The sequence below is a fragment of the Pseudomonas sp. NPDC088890 genome (genome assembly GCF_044900155.1).
Classification (GTDB): domain Bacteria; phylum Pseudomonadota; class Gammaproteobacteria; order Pseudomonadales; family Pseudomonadaceae; genus Aquipseudomonas; species Aquipseudomonas urmiensis.
Genome location: NZ_JBJDNG010000021.1, coordinates 1 through 20,441 on the forward strand (window position 1 = coordinate 1; position 20,441 = coordinate 20,441).

Here is a 20,441-nt window from a genome sequence, read left to right on the forward strand (position 1 = left end):
TGGTAGTGTGGGGTTTCCCCATGTGAGAGTAGGTCATCGTCAAGATTCATTTCGCAAAACCCCTATCTGCGCGAGCAGGTAGGGGTTTTGTCTTTAAGTAGAAACTCAAGATTCGCTGGAACGTCCATTGGACGGGTCGGCATACAGAATTTCTTGACGACCATAGAGCATTGGAACCACCTGATCCCATCCCGAACTCAGCAGTGAAACGATGCATCGCCGATGGTAGTGTGGGGTTTCCCCATGTGAGAGTAGGTCATCGTCAAGATTCATTTCGCAAAACCCCTATCTGCGTGAGCAGGTAGGGGTTTTGTCTTTTCTAGGCCTGGTGAATATCTGCGGCTACTGTGGTGCCTGAACTATTAGTGGGGCTGCTGCGCCGCCCCACTAATTACAGCCCAAAAAAAGGCCCGCCCCTGGTTCCAGGGGCGGGCCCTTTTTACATTCAATCAAATCACTCAGAACTGATAGCTAACCGTAGCACTCACATTCCGCTCTTCACCCATGTAGCAGTAGCTCAAGCTGGCACACGATGCGATATAGCGCTCATTGGTCAGGTTATTGGCATTGAGCCGTAGATCGACTCCCTTGAGCCCCACCTTGCCCAGGTCGTAGCCGATCGATGCATCGAACAGCGTGTAGGAGGGCACCTTCATGCTGTTTTCCGAGTCCACCCAGCTGTACCCCACATAGCGCAAGCCGCCACCCAAGCGCAGGCCATCCAGTGCGCCCTGGCGGAAGTTGTAATCGGCCCACAGGGAGAACATCTGCTTCGGTGCTTGGGTTGGCGAATTGCCTTTGTTATCCAGGGTCGGCGTTACCACGCTCGGCATCGACTTGGCGTACTCGATGTCGGTGAAGGTATAGCCACCCAGCAGCTTCAGGTTATCGGTCACCTGCACATGTGCCTCAAGCTCAAGGCCTTGCGAGCGCACCTCACCCACCGCCCGGTAGAACTCCTCGTTCGGCTGTTTGGATGCGAGGTTCTCCTGCTCGATACGGAACACCGAAGCAGTGAACAGGTTGTCAGTACCAGGAGGCTGGTACTTGATGCCCGCTTCCCACTGGGTGCCCTCGGTAGGCGCGAGCGGGCGGCCATCCTGATCGGAGACGGTGTTGGGGTTGAACGACTCGGAGTAGCTCAGGTAAGGCGCAATGCCGTTGTCGAACAGATAGAGCACGCCCGCACGGGTGGTGAACTTGGTGCGGTTATCGCTGACCCGAGTATCGCTGTCACGATTCTCCTCAGATACCTTCACCCAGTCCTGGCGCAGCCCCAGGGAGAAGCGCCACTGGTCCAGCTCGACCAAGTCCTGCAGGTACACACCTGTCTGTTGCAGACGGCGTAGGTAGTTGCTTTCACCGAGCACCTGGATATTGCCATTGCCGTATTGCGGGTTACCGGCATCCAGGCTATCGACCGTGCCATAGCGCCAGGACACATCGGCCTTGCGTCGCTGATAGTCGGTGCCCAGCAACAGCGTATGCTTGGCGGAGCCGGTGAAGAACTCAGCCTGCAGCATGTTGTCGATGATGAACGAATGCAGACGCTCGTCGCCGCCGGTATAGGCGCGGTTCATCACGTTACGCCCAGGCACGCTCGCGTCCCAGCCAGCGAAGTAGACCTGGTCCATCGACACATCAGAATCCTGATAGCGGAAGTTCTGCCGTGCGGTGAAGACGTCATTGAAGCGATGCTCCAATTGGTAACTGAAGGACTGTTGGGTGCGTTCGTAGTTGTCGCTGAGCTCACCTTCGAAAAAGTGATCGGACAGACGCTGGCCGTTACGCGGATGTAAGGCCCCATCAGAGGGCAGGGCACCGTGGTAGCCGCCGTTGGGGTCTTTCTGTAGATAAGCCTGCAAGGTCAACGAGGTATCTTCGCTGAAGTCGATGCTGACTGCGGGGGCGATCGCGTAGCGCTCTTCCTTGTTGTGATCGAACTGGGTGTCGGATGAGTCCGCAATGCCTGTCAGGCGATAGGCGATGCGCTTGTCATCATCCAGCGGCCCGCTGAAGTCGAAGCCCATCCCCCGTTGGCCTTGGGTGCCGACCGTTGCCTGGATCTGGTGATACGGATCGAACATCGGCTTCTTGGTGGTCAACGCCACCAGGCCGCCCGGCGAGCTGCGCCCGTACAGAACCGACGAGGGGCCCTTGAGGATGTCGATGCGCTCCAGGAAGTACGGGTCGACCTGCATGGTGCTGTAGGTGCCATTGTCGCCCATGGACTTCAAGCCATCGACGTAGATGTTGTCCACCGAGCCGTCGTTGAAGCCGCGCATGGCCACGTAGTCATAGCGATGGGTCGCGCCATAGGGGTTGGTCAGCACCCCTGGGGTGTAGCGCATGGCCTGGGCCACGGTCTGCGAACCCTGGTCGTCCATTTGCTGACGGGTGACCACCGAGACCGACTGGGTGGTCTCCAGGATCGGCGTACTGGTCTTGGTCGCGATCTGGCTGTGGGTAGCGTTGTAGCCCTCCATGCTGCCCAGCGCGTTACCTAAGGCAAAACCGCGAACGTCGGTGTCCGGCAGAGACAATGCCGCCTCCTCAGGCTGCGCCCGCAGCACGTAACTGCTGCCGTCCTGGCTGACGGCCTCAAGGCCGGTGCCATTAAGCAACTGACGCAGTGCCTGGTCAGTCGAGTAGTGCCCTTGCAGGCCTGGCGATTGCCGCTCACCCGTCAGCTGCGGCGTGCTCGAAAGGGTAATGCCGGCCTGGCGGGCAAACTGGTTGAGCACATCGTTGAGATTGCCAGCAGGGATCGTGAATTGCTGGGTAGCAGTGTTGGCCTGGGCAGCCAAAGCCAGTGGCGCTATAGCGCTCATGCCAAGGGCTGTACCGAACAGCGCGGCGCGTACAGCCTTGCGCAGGCCGGCGGAATTCAAGACAGGTCGAAAATCATTCTCGTTGGTGACGTGTTGCGAGGGCAGGGCGGTCGGCATGGACAGGTCCGTCGAATCGTTAAGGGCAGAGGAAGTTGCTTACTTTCCTAGCCGGACTTGCGAGTGGTTCCCGCCAAAAAATCTTGCAGAACTCAATCTCAGCTCATGCGTTCCAGGCGTACCCACCAGCGCGTACGCTGGCGCAGAATGACGGGCAGGGTCTGCGGTAGCAGTTGCAGCAGCTTGTCGGTATCTTCCAGGCGGAACACACCCAATAGGCGCAAGTCAGCGATCTCGTCGCTGCAACCCAGATAGCCATGGCGATAGCGCGCCACCTCTGCGAGGAAATCCGCCAGGCGCATGTCCCGCGTGACGATCAAGCCTTCCACCCAGGCCCCGGCATCCATGTCCTGGTGCTCCAACAGACGTGCACCTTGGCCATCGAGTCGCCAATTCTGGCCGCTGCTCATCCATTGCAGCGCGCCATTGCCTGGGCGATGAATGGCCACCTTGCCTTGGCTGACGCTAACCCGCGTGCAATGGCTGTCCTGACGCACCACGAAGCGCCCCTCGAAGCCTTCCAGCAGGGTCTCATGGGTCTGAACCAGTAACGGCCTGTCCTGGCCCTTAGTCGCGCAGGTGAGCATCAGCTCGCCGTGCTTGAGACGAATGAGCCGCTGCCGACCGTCAAAGACCAGGTCCGCCGCACTTTGAGTATTGAGCTGCAGCAGTGAGCCGTCTGGCAGAGCAAAGCTACGTCGCTCGCCAGTAGCGGTGGCGTAGTCCGACGTCCAATTGTCGAGGACCTGAAGATCCTTGCCCAACCAGGCTGCCGAACCTACCAGCGCAACGCCGGTGAGTAGCTTGAGTGCCTGTCGACGGTGCAAGCGACGTTCGCTGGTCTCCAGGGTCTGCAAAGCCACCCCTGCGCCAGGGATGGCGCGCAGGTTCAACTCTTGATGGAGATCGAGCACCCGCTGCCAGGCCAATTCATGCTCATGATGCTCGCCACGCCATTGTTCGCATTGCAGTTGCAGGCGCGCATTGTGGCCGCTCTCGCGCAGCTTGAGCATCCAGTGGATGGCCTGCTTGACCACCTTGGGCGGCAGAGGAGCAACGCTCATTGCTTCAGCACTCGTCTTCGTAGCGCAGCAGGTAGCAATGGTAGAGGGCATCGGCAATGTAACGCTCTGCCGAGCGCAGCGAGATGCCCATCTGCTCGGCGATCGCCTTATGGCTCAAGCCCTCGCACTGGGCCAGCAGGAAAGCGCGGCGCACCTTGGGCTTGAGCCCATCGAGCATGCGCGCAATGCGCTCGAGCAACTCCAGCAGCAGTTCGCGGGTTTCCGCCGACGGCGCATGCGCCTCGGGCAGGTGCGCGAGCGCTTCAAGGTAGGCTCGGGCCAGTTCCTGGCGTCGCCAGTGGTCAATGACCAGGCCGCGAGCGACTGTGCGCAGGAACGCCCGCGGGGTGTTCAGCTGCAATTGTTCACGGCGCTGGAGCAGGCGGACAAAGGTATCGTGCGCCAGGTCCGCTGCATCGGCGGCGTTCCCCAACTTACTGCGCAACCAGGTTTGCAGCCAGCTGTGGTGGTCGCTGTAGAGCGTATGCACAGAATCTTGAGAAGACATTGAGGGGCGCCGCGAACATTAAGTCATTAATGATAATTAGTCTCATTGTTCGCGGGCGGGCAAAATTTTGCAACTGCTCGGCCATGCTTACATCGACAGGCGCTGACTATCCAGATACTTACGAATAGCCCGCGCACCGTTGTTCAAGTGCTCTTCCAGCACTTTGACGGCCTCCTCCACCCGTTTGTCGCTGGCGGCATTCACCAATGCATTGTGATCGTCCTGAGTCAGCTTACCCAGCCCCATCGATGACAGGTGGAAGCGCAAGAAACGCTCCTCTTCATTGAGCTCGATCTCGATCATGCGCAGCAGTTTCTGGTTGTGCGCCTTGCTGTACAGCGTCATGTGGAACAAGCGGTTGAGGCGGCCGATCTCGGCATGGCGGGTTTCGTTCTCCAACTCCTGGATATAGCCCCGTGCGCGGGCGATGTCATCGGCCTCGAGCAGCGGGATCGACTGGCGCAGCGCCTCGGACTCAAGCAGCACCCGCAACGCATAGGTGTCCACCGCATCTTCACCGATCAGCGGGGCAACCACGGCGCCCTTGTGCATGACCACCTGCAACAACGACTGCGCTTCGAGCTGGCGCAAGGCCTCGCGCACGGGCATGCGACTCACGCCAAACAAGCCCGCAATCTCTTGTTGACGCAAGGCGGTACCTGGCGGCAGGCGGCCATCGACGATGGCGCTGCGCAGGCGTTCTTCGATCACGCTTCGAGCAAGATGCGCAGGCACCTGCTCACTGCCAATCACGCTGGAAAGCAGTCTGATTTTCTCAGCCACTGGAAGTCTGCCTCGACAATTTGCTGATTGGATCCAATAAACGTAGAGAGTCGCTCAAGGGGTGTCAAACCCTAGCGATGGCAGGCTTCCAAGCCTTTGCACGGAATATGTCTATGGTGAATGAAGTCCCTGTTAAGGGGAAGCTGATGAGCGCTTCGGCACAAGGTTAATAGCGCCCGTGAATAGAGCGGCGGTGATTGTAAGGTGCCATTGTCTTTTGCCAAAGCAGGCCGCACCATCGCGGTTTTCGATGGCTTTGAACAGGTCTTCCCTGTGGCGATTGCCGGGATACTAAAAAGCTGGATACGTCCGTTCAGCCTCGCCATTGTGCTGGGCTGCCTGCTGCTGGGCGGCCTACGAGCAGATTGGGATTTTTCCCAGATCAGCCAGCGCGCTCAGGCGCTGTATGGGCCCCTGGGCCCCGGCAAGGACCGCATCGATGCCTGGCAGCGGTTGTTGTCCAGCCACCAGCAGGGCAGCGAACTGGAGCGCTTGCAGGCGGTCAACCAGTTCTTCAACCAGCAGTTGCGTTATGTCGAAGATGTCGACCTGTGGCGCGAGGTCGACTATTGGGCCACGCCCATCCAGTCCTTGATCAAGGGCGCAGGCGACTGCGAGGACTACGCCATCGCCAAGTACTTCAGCCTGCGCCGCATGGGCATTGCCAGTGAGAAACTGCGCATTACCTACGTCAAAGCCTTGCGCCAGAACCGCGCGCACATGGTCCTGACCTATTATTCAAATCCACAGGCCCAGCCGCTGGTGCTCGACAGCTTGATGGACGCCATCAAGCCGGCCAGCCAGCGTAGCGACCTGTTACCGGTTTACGCCTTCAACGGTGAAGGCCTGTGGCTGACCGGCGCTGCCGGCAACAAAAAGGTGGGGGATACCAAGCGTTTGTCGCGCTGGCAGGATCTGTTGAAAAAAATGCGTGCCGAAGGATTCCCGGCCGAACCGGTTTACTGAAGGAGCACAGATGTCATTGTTCAAACAATTGCTGCTTGCCATTTGCCTGTTCCTGGTCGTTGCCTTCAGCGGCAGCTTCATGGTCAGCCTGGAAAGCTCACGCAGCCAATACGTGAATCAATTGCGCTCCCATGCTCAGGATGCAGCGACGGCACTGGCGTTGTCGCTGACACCGAACATCGATGATCCGGCAATGGTCGAGCTGATGGTCAGCTCGATTTTCGACAGTGGTTACTATTCGAGCATCAAGGTGGTCGAGCTGGGCAGCAATGCCGTGCTGGTCGAGCGTCATGCCGAACCTGACAGCGCTGGCGTACCGGCCTGGTTCGTGCGGCTGATTGGCCTACAGGCGGCCGGTGGCGATGCGATCGTCAGCCGCGGTTGGCAGCAGGCGGCGCGTGTGGAAGTGATCAGCCACCCAATGTTTGCCTTGGCCAAACTCTGGCAAAGCGCGTTGGGTAGCCTTGGCTGGCTGCTGCTCTGCGGAGCACTCAGTGCGGTACTCGGGGCTCTGCTGTTGCGTCGCCAACTGCGGCCGTTGGACTACATGGTTGCGCAGTCGCATGCCATCGCCCGCCGCGAGTTCCTCAGCCAGCCTGAATTACCGCGCACCCCAGAGCTGCGCCGGGTTGTACAGGCGATGAACCAGATGGTCGAAAAACTCAAGGCGTTGTTCGCCGAACAGGCCGAACGCAGCGAGCGGCTGCGCGCCGAGTCGTATCAGGACAGCCTCACCGGATTGGCCAATCGGCGTTACTTCGAAATGCAATTGGCCGCTCAGGTGAGCAATCGGGAGGAGGCTCGTGCGGGCTACCTGCTGCTTCTGCGGGTGAGCGATCTAACCGGCCTCAATGCCCGCCTGGGTGGCCAGCGCACCGACCAACTGCTGCAGGCAGTCGCTGAGCAGTTGCGCCGCACGTGTGCCAATTACCCGCAAACCAACGACTTGATCACCCGCAGCCGCGGCGGCGAGTTTGCCGTGCTGGCGCCGGGTATGGTGCATGAGGAGGCCGTTCAGTTGGCGCAGGCGTTGGAGGCCACCTTGCGCAGCCTGCACGAGACTGGCGCCAGCGATGTCGATCCGGTCGCGTACATTGGCCTGGCGCCCTATAGCCCAGGCGATTCGCCACAGGCTCTGTTGAAGCTGGCTGATGAGGCGTTGGCGCGTGCCGAAAGTCAGTCAGCGCAGGGCTGGGTATGTCTGGAGCAAGGTGTTGCTACGCAAACTGCCAATGGCCATCAGCAATGGCATGCCCGCCTTGAGCAGGCCCTGGCCAACGGGCAGTTCGAGTTGTTCTTCCAGCCGGTGGTGGACAGCCAGGCACCACAGCGGATCCTTCATTACAAGGTTGTCTCACGGCTTTATGACGAGCACGGCGAGGCGCTTGCCGCCGGGCGTTTCCTGCCCTGGTTGGAACGCTTTGGCTGGATGGCGCAGCTGGATCTGCTGGCGCTGGAAAGGGTGCTAAAGCACCTGCAAGGGCATCGCGAGTCGCTGGCGCTGAATGTGTCAGCGGCGACCTTGGCCGATCCCAAGGCCCTGCAGCGCGTGTTCGATCTGTTAGGCCAACACCGCGCAATGGGGCCGCGCTTGACCTTCGAGATCGGCGAGGAACAATTGCCTGAACAGCCGTTGCTCGAGCAACTGACCCGGCGTTTGCACGCCCTGGGTTTTGGCTTGGGCCTACAGCGATTTGGCGGGCGCTTCAGCCTGATCGGCAATCTGGCCCACCTGGGGCTGGCCTACCTGAAGATCGATGGTGGCTACATCCGCAGCATCGACCAAGAACAGCACAAGCGTTTGTTCATCGAAGCCGTGCAGCGGGCGGCGCATAGCATCGATCTGCCGTTGATCGCCGAGCGGGTCGAGACTGAAGGCGAGTTGCGGGTACTTTGCGAGATGGGCGTCCAAGGCATTCAGGGGCAGTTGGTCGGAGAGCCAGCGCCCTGGCGTTGAGTGCTGGGGTGTCTAGGTTGGCCTTATCGCGGGGCAAGCCCGCTCCCACGGGCAGCGTGGGAGCGGGCTTGCCCCGCGATAGCGTCAGCACAGGCGACACGTTTGTGCGCGGATCAGATCAACCCACCCCCCTCATCCTCTTCGATCAGGTTGTTCAGGCTGCCCAGGGCCTTACGCGCCGTTGAACGGTTGAGCAGCTTGGACTGCGCCCCCACCGGCAGGTCGGTGATGCTGATCACCCCCTTGCTGGTGAGCACCTCGATCAAGTCCTCGAGCACCCGGATCATGTCCAGATCGCTCTGTTTGAGCTGCTTGAGGCTGTTCTCCACGAGATCGTCAGCAAACCACTCCTGAATTTCGGCATGGTCGGCCGGAAGCATTTCCGTGTAGTGCTCAAACGGGGCCGCTTCTACCCGCAGCAACTGGCCGTCGATGTCGCGTTGCACGTAGAACATGGCGTCCTCCCACAGCATGGTGATCCCTTCTGATTAACAAGCAGCATAGGCAATGTTCTGCGCCAGTGATTCGCTGCCAGCCCATCAGCTGTTCGAGTTGTCGATCTTGATCGTCGGGTCGGCCCCGCTGATCAACGAATTGATCGTGGTATTCGACCAGTTGACCCCTTCCAGCTTGATCGACACATCGACGTTGGCCAGCCCGCCTGCCGCATTCAATTTTCCTTCGGTACTGATCTGCAGAGTCGATTCGCCGCCCACCGTAGTGATCTTCAGGTAGTTGTCGATGGTCGTGCCACGCTCGGCCTGGAGCAGGTCGCTCAAGTCCAGACGGTCCCCTTCGGCGGGCTTGAAGTCCTTGATCACGTCGTTGCCGAGGTCGCCGGCCTTCCACACGAAGGTATCGGTCCCGGCGCCACCGCTGAGGATATCGTTACCCTTGCCGCCGATCAGCGTGTCGTTACCGGCGCCGCCGAACAGCACGTCATTGCCTTCACCACCGAGCAAGGTGTCATTGCCGGTGCCGCCAAGGAGGATGTCGTTGCCCTTGCCACCATCGATGTAGTCGTTACCGCCCTGACCGAAGATAATATCGTTGCCGGCTCCGCCCATCAGTGTGTCGGCGCCGTCATTGGCCCGCGAGATATCGAACTCGGTGTAATGCTCGGTGACGTACTGGTGCATCAGCCGTGCATCGACTTCGCCGGCATCGACCCCCAGCTTGGTCGCGACAAACGCCTGGATCGCCTCGACCCCGGTGCCGGGAATCGAATCGAATGTCACCAGGTCGCCGAAGATGATGTCGTGACCATCGCCGCCGTCGACTTTATCGGCTCCAGGTTGGGTGACTTCGGTATGGCCGAGGATGGCTTCGGCCAACTTGCTCGGGTCGATGTTGGTCTGCGGCGTCTTGTCCGAATCGTACGGCTTGAGGTCATCCTTGTTGATTTCGCTGTTCAGACCGATGGCTTCGACCGACGACAGCGCCGAGAGAATCAGGAAACTCGCCGTCGAGTTGTTCAGGGTGGCGTCGCTGCTCGAATTGCCGGTACCGGCGCGGTTGGACAACTCGTAGCCGCCGTTACCTTCGGCACGGATCATGCCGGTGGTCACGGTGTTCCACTTGTAGCTCCAGGTGAAAATGTCGAAGCTGCCGCGGGTCTGTGCAGTCAGGTTGCCGCTGCTGTCGATCGACACCCGGTTGGTGGTGTCGAGCTGATAGTTGGTGACGGTATCACCAGCTTTGTAGTTGATAGTGGTGAGGAAGGTGTCGAGCTTGACGCTGCTGTTGGCCAGGTTCGGGTTGGCCTGCTCGCCGCTCTGATAGTAGGTTGGCTGGCCGTCAGTGATGAAGAAGGTCTGGTTGCTGCCGGTATTGCCGGCATCCTTGAGGTTCTGGAACCAGTTGGCCGTGGTCTTGAAGGCGTCCTCGTAGTTGGTGCCGCCGTCGGAGCTGAGGGTCTTCAGAGCGTCGAGCAAGGTCTGCAGCCCGGCGTCGTTAAGTTTGACCGCCACGGTACTCTTGACCTGGGTGGCGAAGTCGACCAACAGCACGTTGACCGTACCGGACTGCGCACCCTTGACGCTGGCCGCCAGCGTCTTGAACACCGACTCCATGGATTTTTTTGCCGCATCGACGCCGGCTGAACCCATGCTGCCGGAGGTGTCGACAATGAAGGCGATGTTGTAGTCCTTGCCGGCGACCACGTGCAGGCCGGTCACGTCCGCTACCACCAGGTCATTGTTGACGGTGCCGCTCACGGTGTCGTTGTCGCTACCCAGGTTGCTGGTGGTATAGGTCTGCGGATAGACCGTGACCTTGAGTGTGCCTTCGTTAGTCGCCGTGCTGCCGCCGACGGTTTCTGTCGAGGTCGAGCTGACCTTCACGTCGAACTGGCCGTAATAATAGGCCGGTGGCTTGATCGCCAGGCTGCCTAGGTTCCAGCCGCTGACATCGACCGCCGTAGCGCCCACGGTGAGGCTGTGGCCGGCGTTGTCGCTGAGCACTGAGCCTGCCGGAATTCCGCTGAGCTTGACGCTGAGGGTCTCGGAACCGTCGGTGTCGGTCAGGCTCGAGCTGATACCGACCAGCTTGACGCTGCCGTTCTCCGGCCCTTCGTTGAGCTTGAAGCCGTCGTAGTAGCCCTGGCCGTTGCTGCCATGCAGGTCGGAAACGCTGACCCCGGCGTTCTCCAGTGCGGTGACGTTGGGGTACATCGGGATGGCGGTGCTGTTGAGGTCGCCCACCGTACCACTGCCCACCTTGACGTTGACGTCGTAGCTGCCCGGGCCGGACTGGTTGGCATGATAGATCTCCAGCGTGTAATAACCGCTGACGCTTGGCGTGTAACTACCGGCCACGGTACCGCCGGCGCCCCAGGTGGCGGTGACCACGTTCTTGCCGCCGATGGCCACCAGCAGGCTGTCGTCGGCGCTGCCGCTGAAGGTGTAGGTCTTTCCGGCTTCGAGGTAGATCAGGCCGGAGGTCTTCGAGCCGGAGCCGCCAGCCACGCTAGCGTCGGACTGCACGTTGGTGGTGGTCTGGCTACTGCTGGCGTTGCCTGAGTTGGCGAACACCGTTTTCAGCGCATCGCCGGTGATGCCATTGCCGTTGGTCCCTAGGCCAGTCAGGCTGGTCCAGGTCTCTTTGGTCAGGCCCAGCGAGTTGACGGTGTTGTTGCCGATGTTCAGATCCGGTTTGTCGGCCACCGGCGTGATGTCCACCTTCAAGGTGGTTTCGCTGCCAGGGGTGACGCCATCGGTAGGCTTGTACTTGATCTGAGCGTAGTCGGCCTGCTTGTTGCCTATCCCAGTCCCGCCAAAGCCGTCGGCACCAGACTGGTTGGCCAGCGGTACGAACTTGAGCTTGCCCGCGGCGATGTCGGCCTGGCTGATGGTCTGGTTGACGCTGACGTTGACCCACGCCGTGCCGTTGTTGAACTTCAGGCTGCCCAAGTCAGGCAGCTTGGTGATGGTCACGCCCAGGCTCGACAGGCTGCTGTCGACATCGCTGACGTTGAAGTTGCTCCAGCTCAGCACCAGCTCGGTGTCCTCGGTACCGGTGGCGGCTCCACCCGTGGACACCGGCGCGTCATTGACCGCCACCACGTTGACTGTGGTGGTCGCGGTATTGGAGGTGTTGACCCCGTCGGTCACCGTTACCGTAATCACCCGTGGCGTGGTGCTGGGATCTTCGCTGGTATTGCTGAAGGTGATGTTCTTGATCGCCTGCATGTAGTCGGCCAACGTTGCGTTGCCGTTCAGGCTAAGCACCACTTTGCCGTCGCTGATGGCGGTGGTGACAGTGATGCCGTTGACATTACTGCCCAGGTTGAGCACATCTCCTGGCTGGCGGTTGCCCAGGGTGACGGTGGCACCAGTGAGCTGAGTGCTGTCGAAATCGGTGATCGAGACATCCAGGTCACCGATCGAGACACCACTCTGGTTCTCGCTATAGCTGGTCTGGAAGTCGGCGCCGGTCTTGCCGCTAGAGTCGTTGCCGTCCAGGTCCAGCACGGGCGCTGGTTCGTAGATCTGGGTGGTGACGCTGCCGGCATTGGCGTTGACCACCAGGCCTTCAAAGTTGCCGCCGGTGGCCGAATCGATCTTCACCGTCAACTGCTCGGTGCCCTCGCTGACGTTGTCCTGAAGGGTGGGGATGCTAAAGGTGGCCTGGGTGCTGCCCGCCTTGATCACCGCCGTGGCGACGCCGGTGTAATCGGTGCCGTTGCTGGCAGTGCCCGAGTAACTCAGCTTGACCGTGACATCGGTTTGCGCGGCATTGCTCAGCGTAAGGGTATAGGTGGCGCTGCTGCCTTCAGCCACCGCGGCGGTGCCACTGATGCCCAGGGTGGTGGTGCTGATCGTGTCGGTAACCGCGGTGACCGCTGGGGAACTGACCAGCGCAAGGTTCTCGAAGTTACCGCCGCTGGCGCCAGTGATGCGGGTGCTGATGGTGGTAGCGTCGAGATAGGCGTCATCCGCAGGCGCAGCCACGGTGACACTGCCGGTTGTCTGGTTGGCGCCGATGGTGATGGTCTGGCCGTTGCTCAGGGTGACCGTGACCGGAGTACCGGCAGGGTTGGTCAGGGTTGCGGTGTAGACAATACTGCCGCCTTCGGCGACGGTCGGGGTGGCGCTGAGGGTGACTGTGGTGGTGTCCGGCAGATCGGTCACGCTGGTGCTGACAGGCGTCTTGTTGGCCACCAGGTTCTCGTAGTTGCCGCCGCTGACGTTGGTGATGCTGTTGGTGACCGGGGCACGGCCTTGATAGACGTCATTGCTCACCGGCGTGCTGACAGTCCCCGAGCTTTGTCCAACGGCAATGGTAATGGTCTGACCGTTGGCCAGGCTTACCACGACCGGGGTACCGGTTACCGGGGCAGTAACACTGGCGGTGTAGATGATATTGCCCGCCTCGACGACCGAGGGCGTAGCGGTCAAGGAGACGGTTGAGGTGTCGACCGTGTCGCTGACGTTGGTCACTGCCGCATTGCCGTTGACCGCGAGGTTCTCGAAGTTGCCGCCCGAGACATTGGTAATCCGCGCGCTTACCGTGCCCGCATCGATGTAAGGGTCATCCGCGGGCGCAGCGACCGTTACGCTGCCGGAAGTCTGGTTAGCGCCGATAGTGATGGTCTGGCCGTTGCTTAGGGTCACCGTGACCGCTGTGCCGGCTGGGTTGGTCAGGGTCGCGGTGTAAACGATGCTGCCACCCTCGGCCACGGATGGCGTGGCTGACAGCGAGACGGTGGTGGTGTCTTGCGAATCGGTCACGCTGGTGCTGACCTGGGCCGGATTGCCGACCAGGCTCTCGTAGTTGCCACCGCTGACATTGGTGATGCTGTTGGTGACCGGGGCGTGGCCTTGATAGACATCATTGCTCACGGGTGTGCTGACAGTGCTGGAGCTCTGGCCAACCGGGATGGTAATGGTCTGGCCGTTGGCCAAGGTCACCACGACCGGGCTGCCGGTGACCGGCGCGTTGACGCTTGCGGTGTAAAGGATACTGCCGCCCTCAGCCACCGAAGGCGTGGCCGTCAGAGACACGGTTGAGGTGTCGATGGTGTCGGTAACCTGGGTCACCACGGTTGCCCCGTTGACCGCCAGATTCTCGAAGTTACCGCCTGAAGCACCGGTGATTCGCGCGCTGACCGAGCCGGCATCGATGTAAGGGTCATCCGCTGGCGCGGCGACCGTCACGCTGCCCGAAGTCTGGTTCGCGGCGATGGTGATGGTCTGGCCGTTGCTCAAGGTAACCGTCACCGGCGTGCCGGCCGAATTGGTTAGGGTCGCGGTATAAACGATGCTGCCACCCTCGGCCACGGATGGCGTGGCCGATAGCGATACAGTGGTGGTGTCCTGCAAGTCGGTGACCGACGTGCTGACCTGGGCCGGATTGCCGACCAGGCTCTCGAAGTTGCCACCGCTGACATTGGTGATGCTGTTGGTGACCGGTGCGTGGCCTTGATAGACATCATTGCTCACCGGCGTACTGACAGTGCTGGAACTCTGGCCGACCGGGATGGTGATAGTTTGGCCGTTGGCCAAGGTCACCACCACCGGCGTGCCGGTCACCGGCGCATTGACGCTTGCGGTGTAAACAATGCTACCGCCTTCCGCCACTGAAGGCGTGGCAGTCAGAGTGACCGTGGTGGTGTCCTGTACATCAGTAACGCTGGTGGTAACCAGTGCCGGGTTGCCAACCAGATTCTCATAGCTGCCGCCACTTACTCCCGTGATGTTCGTGGTTACTGGTGCATGGCCTTGATAGACATCATTGCTCACCGGAGTGGTGACAGTACTGGAGCTCTGGCCAACCGGGATGGTGATGGTCTGGCCGTTGGCCAAGGTCACCACGACCGCCGTGCCGGTGACCGGTGCATTGACCGACGCGGTGTAAACGATGCTGCCGCCTTCCGCCACCGAAGGCGTGGCAGTGAGGGTGACCGTGGTGGTGTCCTGAACATCGGTGACAGTGGTAGAAACCGGCGCTGGGTTGCCAACCAGATTCTCGTAGTTGCCACCGCTGACGTTGGTGATGTGGGTGGTGACCGGAGCATGGCCCTGGTAGACATCGTTGGTCACCGGGGTGCTGACGGTGCTGGAGCTTTGGCCAACCGGGATGGTGATGGTCTGGCCATTGGCCAAGGTCACGATCACAGGGCTACCGGTGACCGGTGCATTGACCGACGCGGTGTAAACGATGCTGCCGCCTTCCGCCACCGAAGGCGTAGCAGTGAGGGTGACCGTGGTGGTGTCCTGCACATCGGTGACAGTGGTAGAAACCGGTGCCGGATTGCCAACCAAGTTCTCATAGCTGCCGCCACTCACTCCCGTGATGTTCGTGGTGACCGCAGGATGTCCCTGATAGACGTCGTTGCTCACCGGTGTGCTGACAGTGCTGGAGCTTTGGCCAACCGGGATGGTGATGGTCTGGCCATTGGCCAAGGTCACGATCACCGGACTACCGGTGACCGGCGCATTGACCGAAGCGGTGTAAACGATGCTGCCGCCTTCCGCCACCGAAGGCGTAGCAGTGAGGGTGACCGTGGTGGTGTCCTGCACATCGGTGACAGTGGTAGAAACCGGTGCCGGATTGCCAACCAAGTTCTCATAGCTGCCGCCACTCACTCCCGTGATGTTCGTGGTGACCGCAGGATGTCCCTGATAGACGTCGTTGCTCACCGGTGTGCTGACAGTGCTGGAACTCTGGCCAACCGGGATGGTGATGGTTTGGCCGTTGGCCAAGGTCACCACGACCGGCGTGCCTGTGACGGGTGCATTGACCGAAGCGGTGTAGACGATGCTACCGCCTTCCGCCACTGAAGGCGTGGCAGTCAGAATGACCGTGGTGGTGTCCTGGACATCAGTAACGCTGGTGGTAACCGGCGTCGGATTGCCAACCAAGTTCTCATAGCTGCCGCCACTCACTCCCGTGATGTTCGTGGTGACCGCAGGATGTCCCTGATAGACGTCGTTGGTCACTGGTGTGCTGACAGTGCCGGAACTCTGGCCAACCGGGATAGTGATGGTTTGGCCATTGGCCAAGGTCACGATCACAGGGCTACCTGTGACCGGCGCATTGACCGAAGCGGTGTAGACGATGCTGCCACCCTCGGCCACCGATGCTGTGGCCGTCAGCGTCACCATCATCGTGTCCTGGACGTCGGTGACGCTTGTAGTAACCGGCGCATGATTGGCGACCAGACTCTCGTAGTTCCCTCCGCTGACGTTACTGATGCTGTTGGTAACCGGCGCATGGCCTTGATAGACGTCGTTGCTAACCGGCGTGCTGACGGTGCCGGAGCTTTGCCCAACGGGGATGGTAATGGTCTGGCCGTTGGTCAAGGTCACCACAACAGGTGTACCTGTTACCGGCGCTCCGACCGAGGCGGTATAGGTGATGCTGCCGCCTTCAGCCACAGTCGGGCTCGCAGTGAGCGATACGGTCGAGGTATCTACAGTATCGGTAATGTTGGTCACTGCCGGAGCATTAATGATTGCCAGATTCTCGAAGTTGCCACCCGTAGCAGTGGTGATCCGCGCGCTGACCGAGCCGGCATCGATGTACGGGTCATCGCCCGGCGCAGCCACAGTTACACTGCCCGAAGTCTGGTTTGCGGCGATGGCGATGGTCTGGCCGTTGCTCAAGGTAACCGTGACCGGCGTGCCGGCGGGATTGGTCAAGGTCGCGGTATAGACAATGCTGCCGCCTTCAGCGACCGAAGGCGTAGCCGTCAGGGTCACCGTAGTGGTGTCCTGTGCATCGGTAACGCTGGTGGTAACCGGTGCCGGATTACCAACCAGACTCTCGTAGTTGCCGCCGCTGACACTGGTGATGCTGTTGGTGACTGGGGCATGCCCCTGATAGACGTCGTTGGTCACCGGCGCACTGACAGTGCCAGAGCTTTGACCGATTGCAATGGTAATGCTCTGGCCGTTGGCCAGGGTCACGACCACCGGGCTGCCGGTGACCGGAGCCCCGACCGAAGCGGTGTAGACGATGCTGCCGCCTTCGGTTACCAATGGTGTGGCAGTAAGGGTAACGGTGGTGGTGTCCTGAACATCGGTCACGGCAGTGGAGACTGACGCCTGATTCGCGACCAGGTGCTCGTAACTGCCGCCGCTGACATTGCTGATGCTGTTGGTGACCGGAGCGTGGCCCTGATAGACGTCATTGCTCACTGGCGTGCTGACAGTGTTGGAGCTCTGGCCAACCGGGATGGTGATGGTTTGGCCGTTGGCCAAGGTCACCACGACCGGGCTGCCGGTAACTGGCGCTTCGACCGATGCGGTGTAGACAATGCTACCGCCCTCGGCCACTGATGGCGTCGCGGTTAGCGTGACCGTGGTGGTATCGCGAACATCGGTCACCGTCGTGGAAACTTGTGCCGGGTTTCCGACCAGGCTTTCGTAGTTGCCACCGCTGACATTGGTGATGCTGTTGGTGACTGGGGCATGCCCCTGATAGACGTCGTTACTCACCGGCGTGCTGACAGTGCTGGAACTCTGGCCGATCGGGATGGTGATGGTCTGGCCATTAGCCAAGGTCACCACGACCGGGCTGCCGGTAACGGGTGCATTGACCGAAGCGGTGTAAATGATGCTGCCACCTTCCGCCACCGATGGCGTAGCGGTCAACGACACGGTGGAGGTATCCACGGTATCGCTGATAGTCGTTACCGCAGCAGCCCCATTGACCGCTAGATGCTCAAAGTTACCGCCCGACGCACCGGTGATCCGTGCGCTAACCGAGCCTGCATCCAGATACGGATCATCGCCGGGCGCCGCGACCGTCACGCTGCCTGAAGTCTGGTTGGCGCCGATAGTAATGGTCTGGCCGTTGCTCAGGGTAACTGTGACCGGGCTGGCGGCTGGATTGGTCAAGGTTGCGGTGTAGATGATGCTGCCACCCTCGGCCACGGAGGGTGTGGCCGACAGTGAGACAGTGGTGGTGTCCTGCGAATCAGTAATGGTCGTGGAAACGGAGGTTGGATTGCCGACCAGATTCTCGTAGTTGCCCCCACTGACGTTAGTGATGCTGTTGGTAACCGGGGCGTGGCCTTGGTAGACATCGTTGCTCACAGGCATGCTGACAGTGCTTGAGCTCTGACCAACTGGGATGGTGATGGTCTGACCGTTGGCCAAGGTCACTACCACCGGGCTGCCGGTGACGGGCGTTCCAACCGAGGCGGTGTAGACGATGGTGCCGCCCTCGACTGCCGAAGGCGCGGCGGTGAGTGTCACTGTGGTGGTGTCCTGCACATCCGTGACGCCAGTCGTGACGGGTGCAGGGTTGGTCACCAGATTCTCATAGTTACCACCACTGACATGGCTGATGCTGTTGGTGACCGGAGCATGGCCCTGGTAGGTGTCATTGTTGACGGGCGTGCTTACGGTGCCAGAACTTTGGCCTTCGGCAATCGTGATGGTCTGACCATTGGCCAACGTCACGACAAGGGGGCTGCCGGTTACCGGTGCGGTCACGCTGGCGGTGTAGATAATGCTGCCGCCTTCGGCGACCGATGGCGTCGCTGTCAACGACACGGTCGAGGTGTCGACGGTATCGGTGACCTGGGTCACCACCGTTGCGCCATTGACCGCGAGATTTTCAAAGTTACCGCCTGAAGCCCCCGTGATTCTTGCGCTGATCGCGCCGGCATCGATGTACGGGTCATCGCCTGGAGCTGCGACCGTCACGCTCCCTGAGGTCTGGTTGGCAGCGATGGTGATGGTTTGACCATTGCTCAGGGTGACGGTGACAGGCGTACCGGCTGGATTGGTCAGGGAGGCGGTGTAGATGATGCTGCCGCCCTCGGCGACTGATGGAGTGGCTGACAGCGAGACGGTAGTGGTGTCCTGCGAATCGGTCACACTGGTGCTGACCTGGGCAGGGTTGCCCACCAGGTTCTCGTAATTGCCACCGCTGACATTGGTAATGCTGTTGGTGACCGGCGCATGCCCCTGGTAGACGTCATTGCTGACTGGCGTACTCACCGTTGCGGAGCTCTGGCCCACGGCGATCGTGATGGTTTGGCCGTTGGCCAAGGTGACTACCACCGGGCTACCAGTGACTGGCGCGGTCACGCTGGCGGTATAGACGATGCTGCCGCCTTCGCCGACTGTCGGTGTCGCGGTGAGGGACACGGTCGAGGTGTCGATGGTATCGCTGACCTGGGTAACCGCTGGCGTGGCATTGACCGTCAAATTCTCGAAGTTGCCACCCGACGCGTTGGTGATTCGCGCACTGACCGACCCTGCGTCGAGGTACGCATCATCCGCTGGTGCTGCGACCGTGATACTGCCGGACGTCTGGTTGGCGGCAATGGTGATGATCTGGCCATTGCTCAGGGTAACCGTCACCGGCGTGCCGGCCGGGTTGGTCAGGGTGGCGGTGTAGACGATGCTGCCACCCTCGGCGACGGCGGGCGTGGCTGAGAGGGAAACGCTGGTGGTGTCCTGTACCGATGTGACGTTGGTCACCACCGGTGCCTGGTTGGCGACCAGGTTCTCGTAGTTGCCACCGCTGACCCCAGTAATGTGGGTAATGACCGGCGCATGGCCCTGGTAGACGTCGTTGCTCACCGGCGTGCTGACCGTGCCGAAGCTTTGCCCGACGGCAATGGTTATGCTCTGGCCGTTGGCCAGAGTGACGACCAGCGGGCTGCCGGTGACCGGTGCGTTCACGCTGGCGGTGTAGACGATCGCCCCGCCTTCAGCGACTACTGGGGTCGCGCTCAGGGATACCGTCGAAGTGTTGATGGTATCGGTGACATTGGTAATCGCCGGCGCGCTATTGATCGCAAGCGACTCGAAATTACCACCCTGGGCGTTGGTGATATGAGTACTGACCGGCCCAGCATCGAGGTAGGGGTCGTCGCCTGGCGCGGCGACTGTGACACTGCCCGAGGACTGGTTGGCAGCAATGGTTATCGTCTGGCCATTGCTCAGAGTGACGGTTACCGGTGTACCGGCTGGGTTGGTCAGGGTCGCGGTGTATACGATGCTGCCGCCTTCGGTGACGGATGGCGTCGCTGACAGCGAGACGGTAGTGGTGTCCTGCATATCGGTCACGCTGGTGCTGACCTGGGCCGGGTTGCCGACCAGGTTCTCGTAATTGCCACCGCTGACATTGGTGATGTGGTTGGTGACCGGAGCGTGGCCCTGGTAGACATCGTTGGTCACTGGTGTGCTGACAGTGCTGGAGCTTTGGCCAACCGGGATGGTGATGGTTTGGCCGTTGGCCAAGGTCACCACGACCGGGCTGCCGGTGACCGGCGCATTGACGCTTGCGGTGTAGATGATACTGCCACCTTCAGCGACCGAGGGCGTGGCAGTGAGGGTGACCGTGGTGGTGTCCTGGACATCGGTGACAGTGGTAGAAACCGGCGCTGGGTTGCTAACCAGATTCTCGTAGTTGCCACCGCTGACATTGGTGATGGTGTTGGTGACCGGGGCGTGGCCCTGATATACGTCGTTGCTCACCGGCGTGCTGACAGTGCTGGAACTCTGGCCGACCGGGATAGTGATGGTTTGGCCGTTGGCCAAGGTCACCACGACCGGCGTGCCGGTGACGGGCGCATTGACGCTTGCGGTGTAGATGATGCTGCCGCCTTCCGCCACCGAAGGTGTGGCGGTCAGGGTGACCGTGGTGGTGTCCTGAACATCGGTGACGCTGGTGGTAACCGGTGCCGGGTTGCCGACCAGATTCTCGTAGTTGCCGCCACTCACTCCCGTGATGTTCGTGGTGACCGCGGG

At 60.8% G+C, this 20,441-nt stretch carries 8 protein-coding genes and 1 rRNA gene; 3 read left to right on the forward strand and 6 right to left on the reverse strand.

Annotated features, from left to right (window positions below; all coding sequences use genetic code 11):
- Window positions 1–152 precede the first annotated feature (152 nt).
- Window positions 153–268, forward strand: a 5S ribosomal RNA gene (gene rrf, locus ACI2JX_RS24665).
- A gap of 190 nt (window positions 269–458) precedes the next feature.
- On the opposite strand, the gene ACI2JX_RS24670 is transcribed toward rrf, so the two are convergent.
- The 4 genes from ACI2JX_RS24670 to ACI2JX_RS24685 form a co-directional block, all read right to left on the reverse strand.
- A complete protein-coding gene (locus ACI2JX_RS24670) occupies window positions 459–2,876 on the reverse strand; it encodes a TonB-dependent siderophore receptor (protein WP_404691190.1) in 2,418 nt (805 codons plus the stop codon).
- A 170-nt stretch (window positions 2,877–3,046) separates the two neighbouring features.
- Entirely contained in the window at window positions 3,047–4,012 is a 966-nt protein-coding gene (locus tag ACI2JX_RS24675; RefSeq protein WP_404691186.1) for a FecR domain-containing protein, read from the reverse strand.
- A 4-nt stretch (window positions 4,013–4,016) separates the two neighbouring features.
- Entirely contained in the window at window positions 4,017–4,520 is a 504-nt protein-coding gene (locus tag ACI2JX_RS24680; protein WP_368973639.1) for a sigma-70 family RNA polymerase sigma factor, read from the reverse strand.
- Window positions 4,521–4,607: 87 nt separating this feature from the next.
- The gene (locus tag ACI2JX_RS24685; RefSeq protein ID WP_368973638.1) at window positions 4,608–5,303 is read right to left on the reverse strand and encodes a GntR family transcriptional regulator; all 696 of its coding nucleotides are present in this window, start codon (window positions 5,301–5,303) and stop codon (window positions 4,608–4,610) included.
- Window positions 5,304–5,507: 204 nt separating this feature from the next.
- Here ACI2JX_RS24685 and lapG point away from each other — a divergent pair, with 204 nt between their 5' ends.
- Together lapG and lapD are read left to right on the forward strand one after the other, a co-directional pair.
- A complete protein-coding gene (gene lapG, locus ACI2JX_RS24690) occupies window positions 5,508–6,269 on the forward strand; it encodes a cysteine protease LapG (protein ID WP_404691187.1) in 762 nt (253 codons plus the stop codon).
- Between the two features lie 10 nt (window positions 6,270–6,279).
- Complete coding sequence (gene lapD / locus ACI2JX_RS24695) at window positions 6,280–8,226, forward strand: cyclic di-GMP receptor LapD (RefSeq protein WP_404691188.1); 1,947 nt, start codon at window positions 6,280–6,282, stop codon at window positions 8,224–8,226.
- A 113-nt stretch (window positions 8,227–8,339) separates the two neighbouring features.
- Here the strand turns inward: lapD and ACI2JX_RS24700 are convergent, their stop codons facing one another.
- Both ACI2JX_RS24700 and ACI2JX_RS24705 read right to left on the reverse strand, forming a co-directional pair.
- Complete coding sequence (locus tag ACI2JX_RS24700) at window positions 8,340–8,681, reverse strand: tryptophan synthase subunit beta (RefSeq protein ID WP_264237266.1); 342 nt, start codon at window positions 8,679–8,681, stop codon at window positions 8,340–8,342.
- Window positions 8,682–8,765: 84 nt separating this feature from the next.
- Window positions 8,766–20,414: an immunoglobulin-like domain-containing protein gene (locus ACI2JX_RS24705; protein ID WP_404691189.1), complete on the reverse strand. Its 11,649-nt coding sequence runs from the start codon at window positions 20,412–20,414 to the stop codon at window positions 8,766–8,768.
- Window positions 20,415–20,441: the final 27 nt, after the last annotated feature.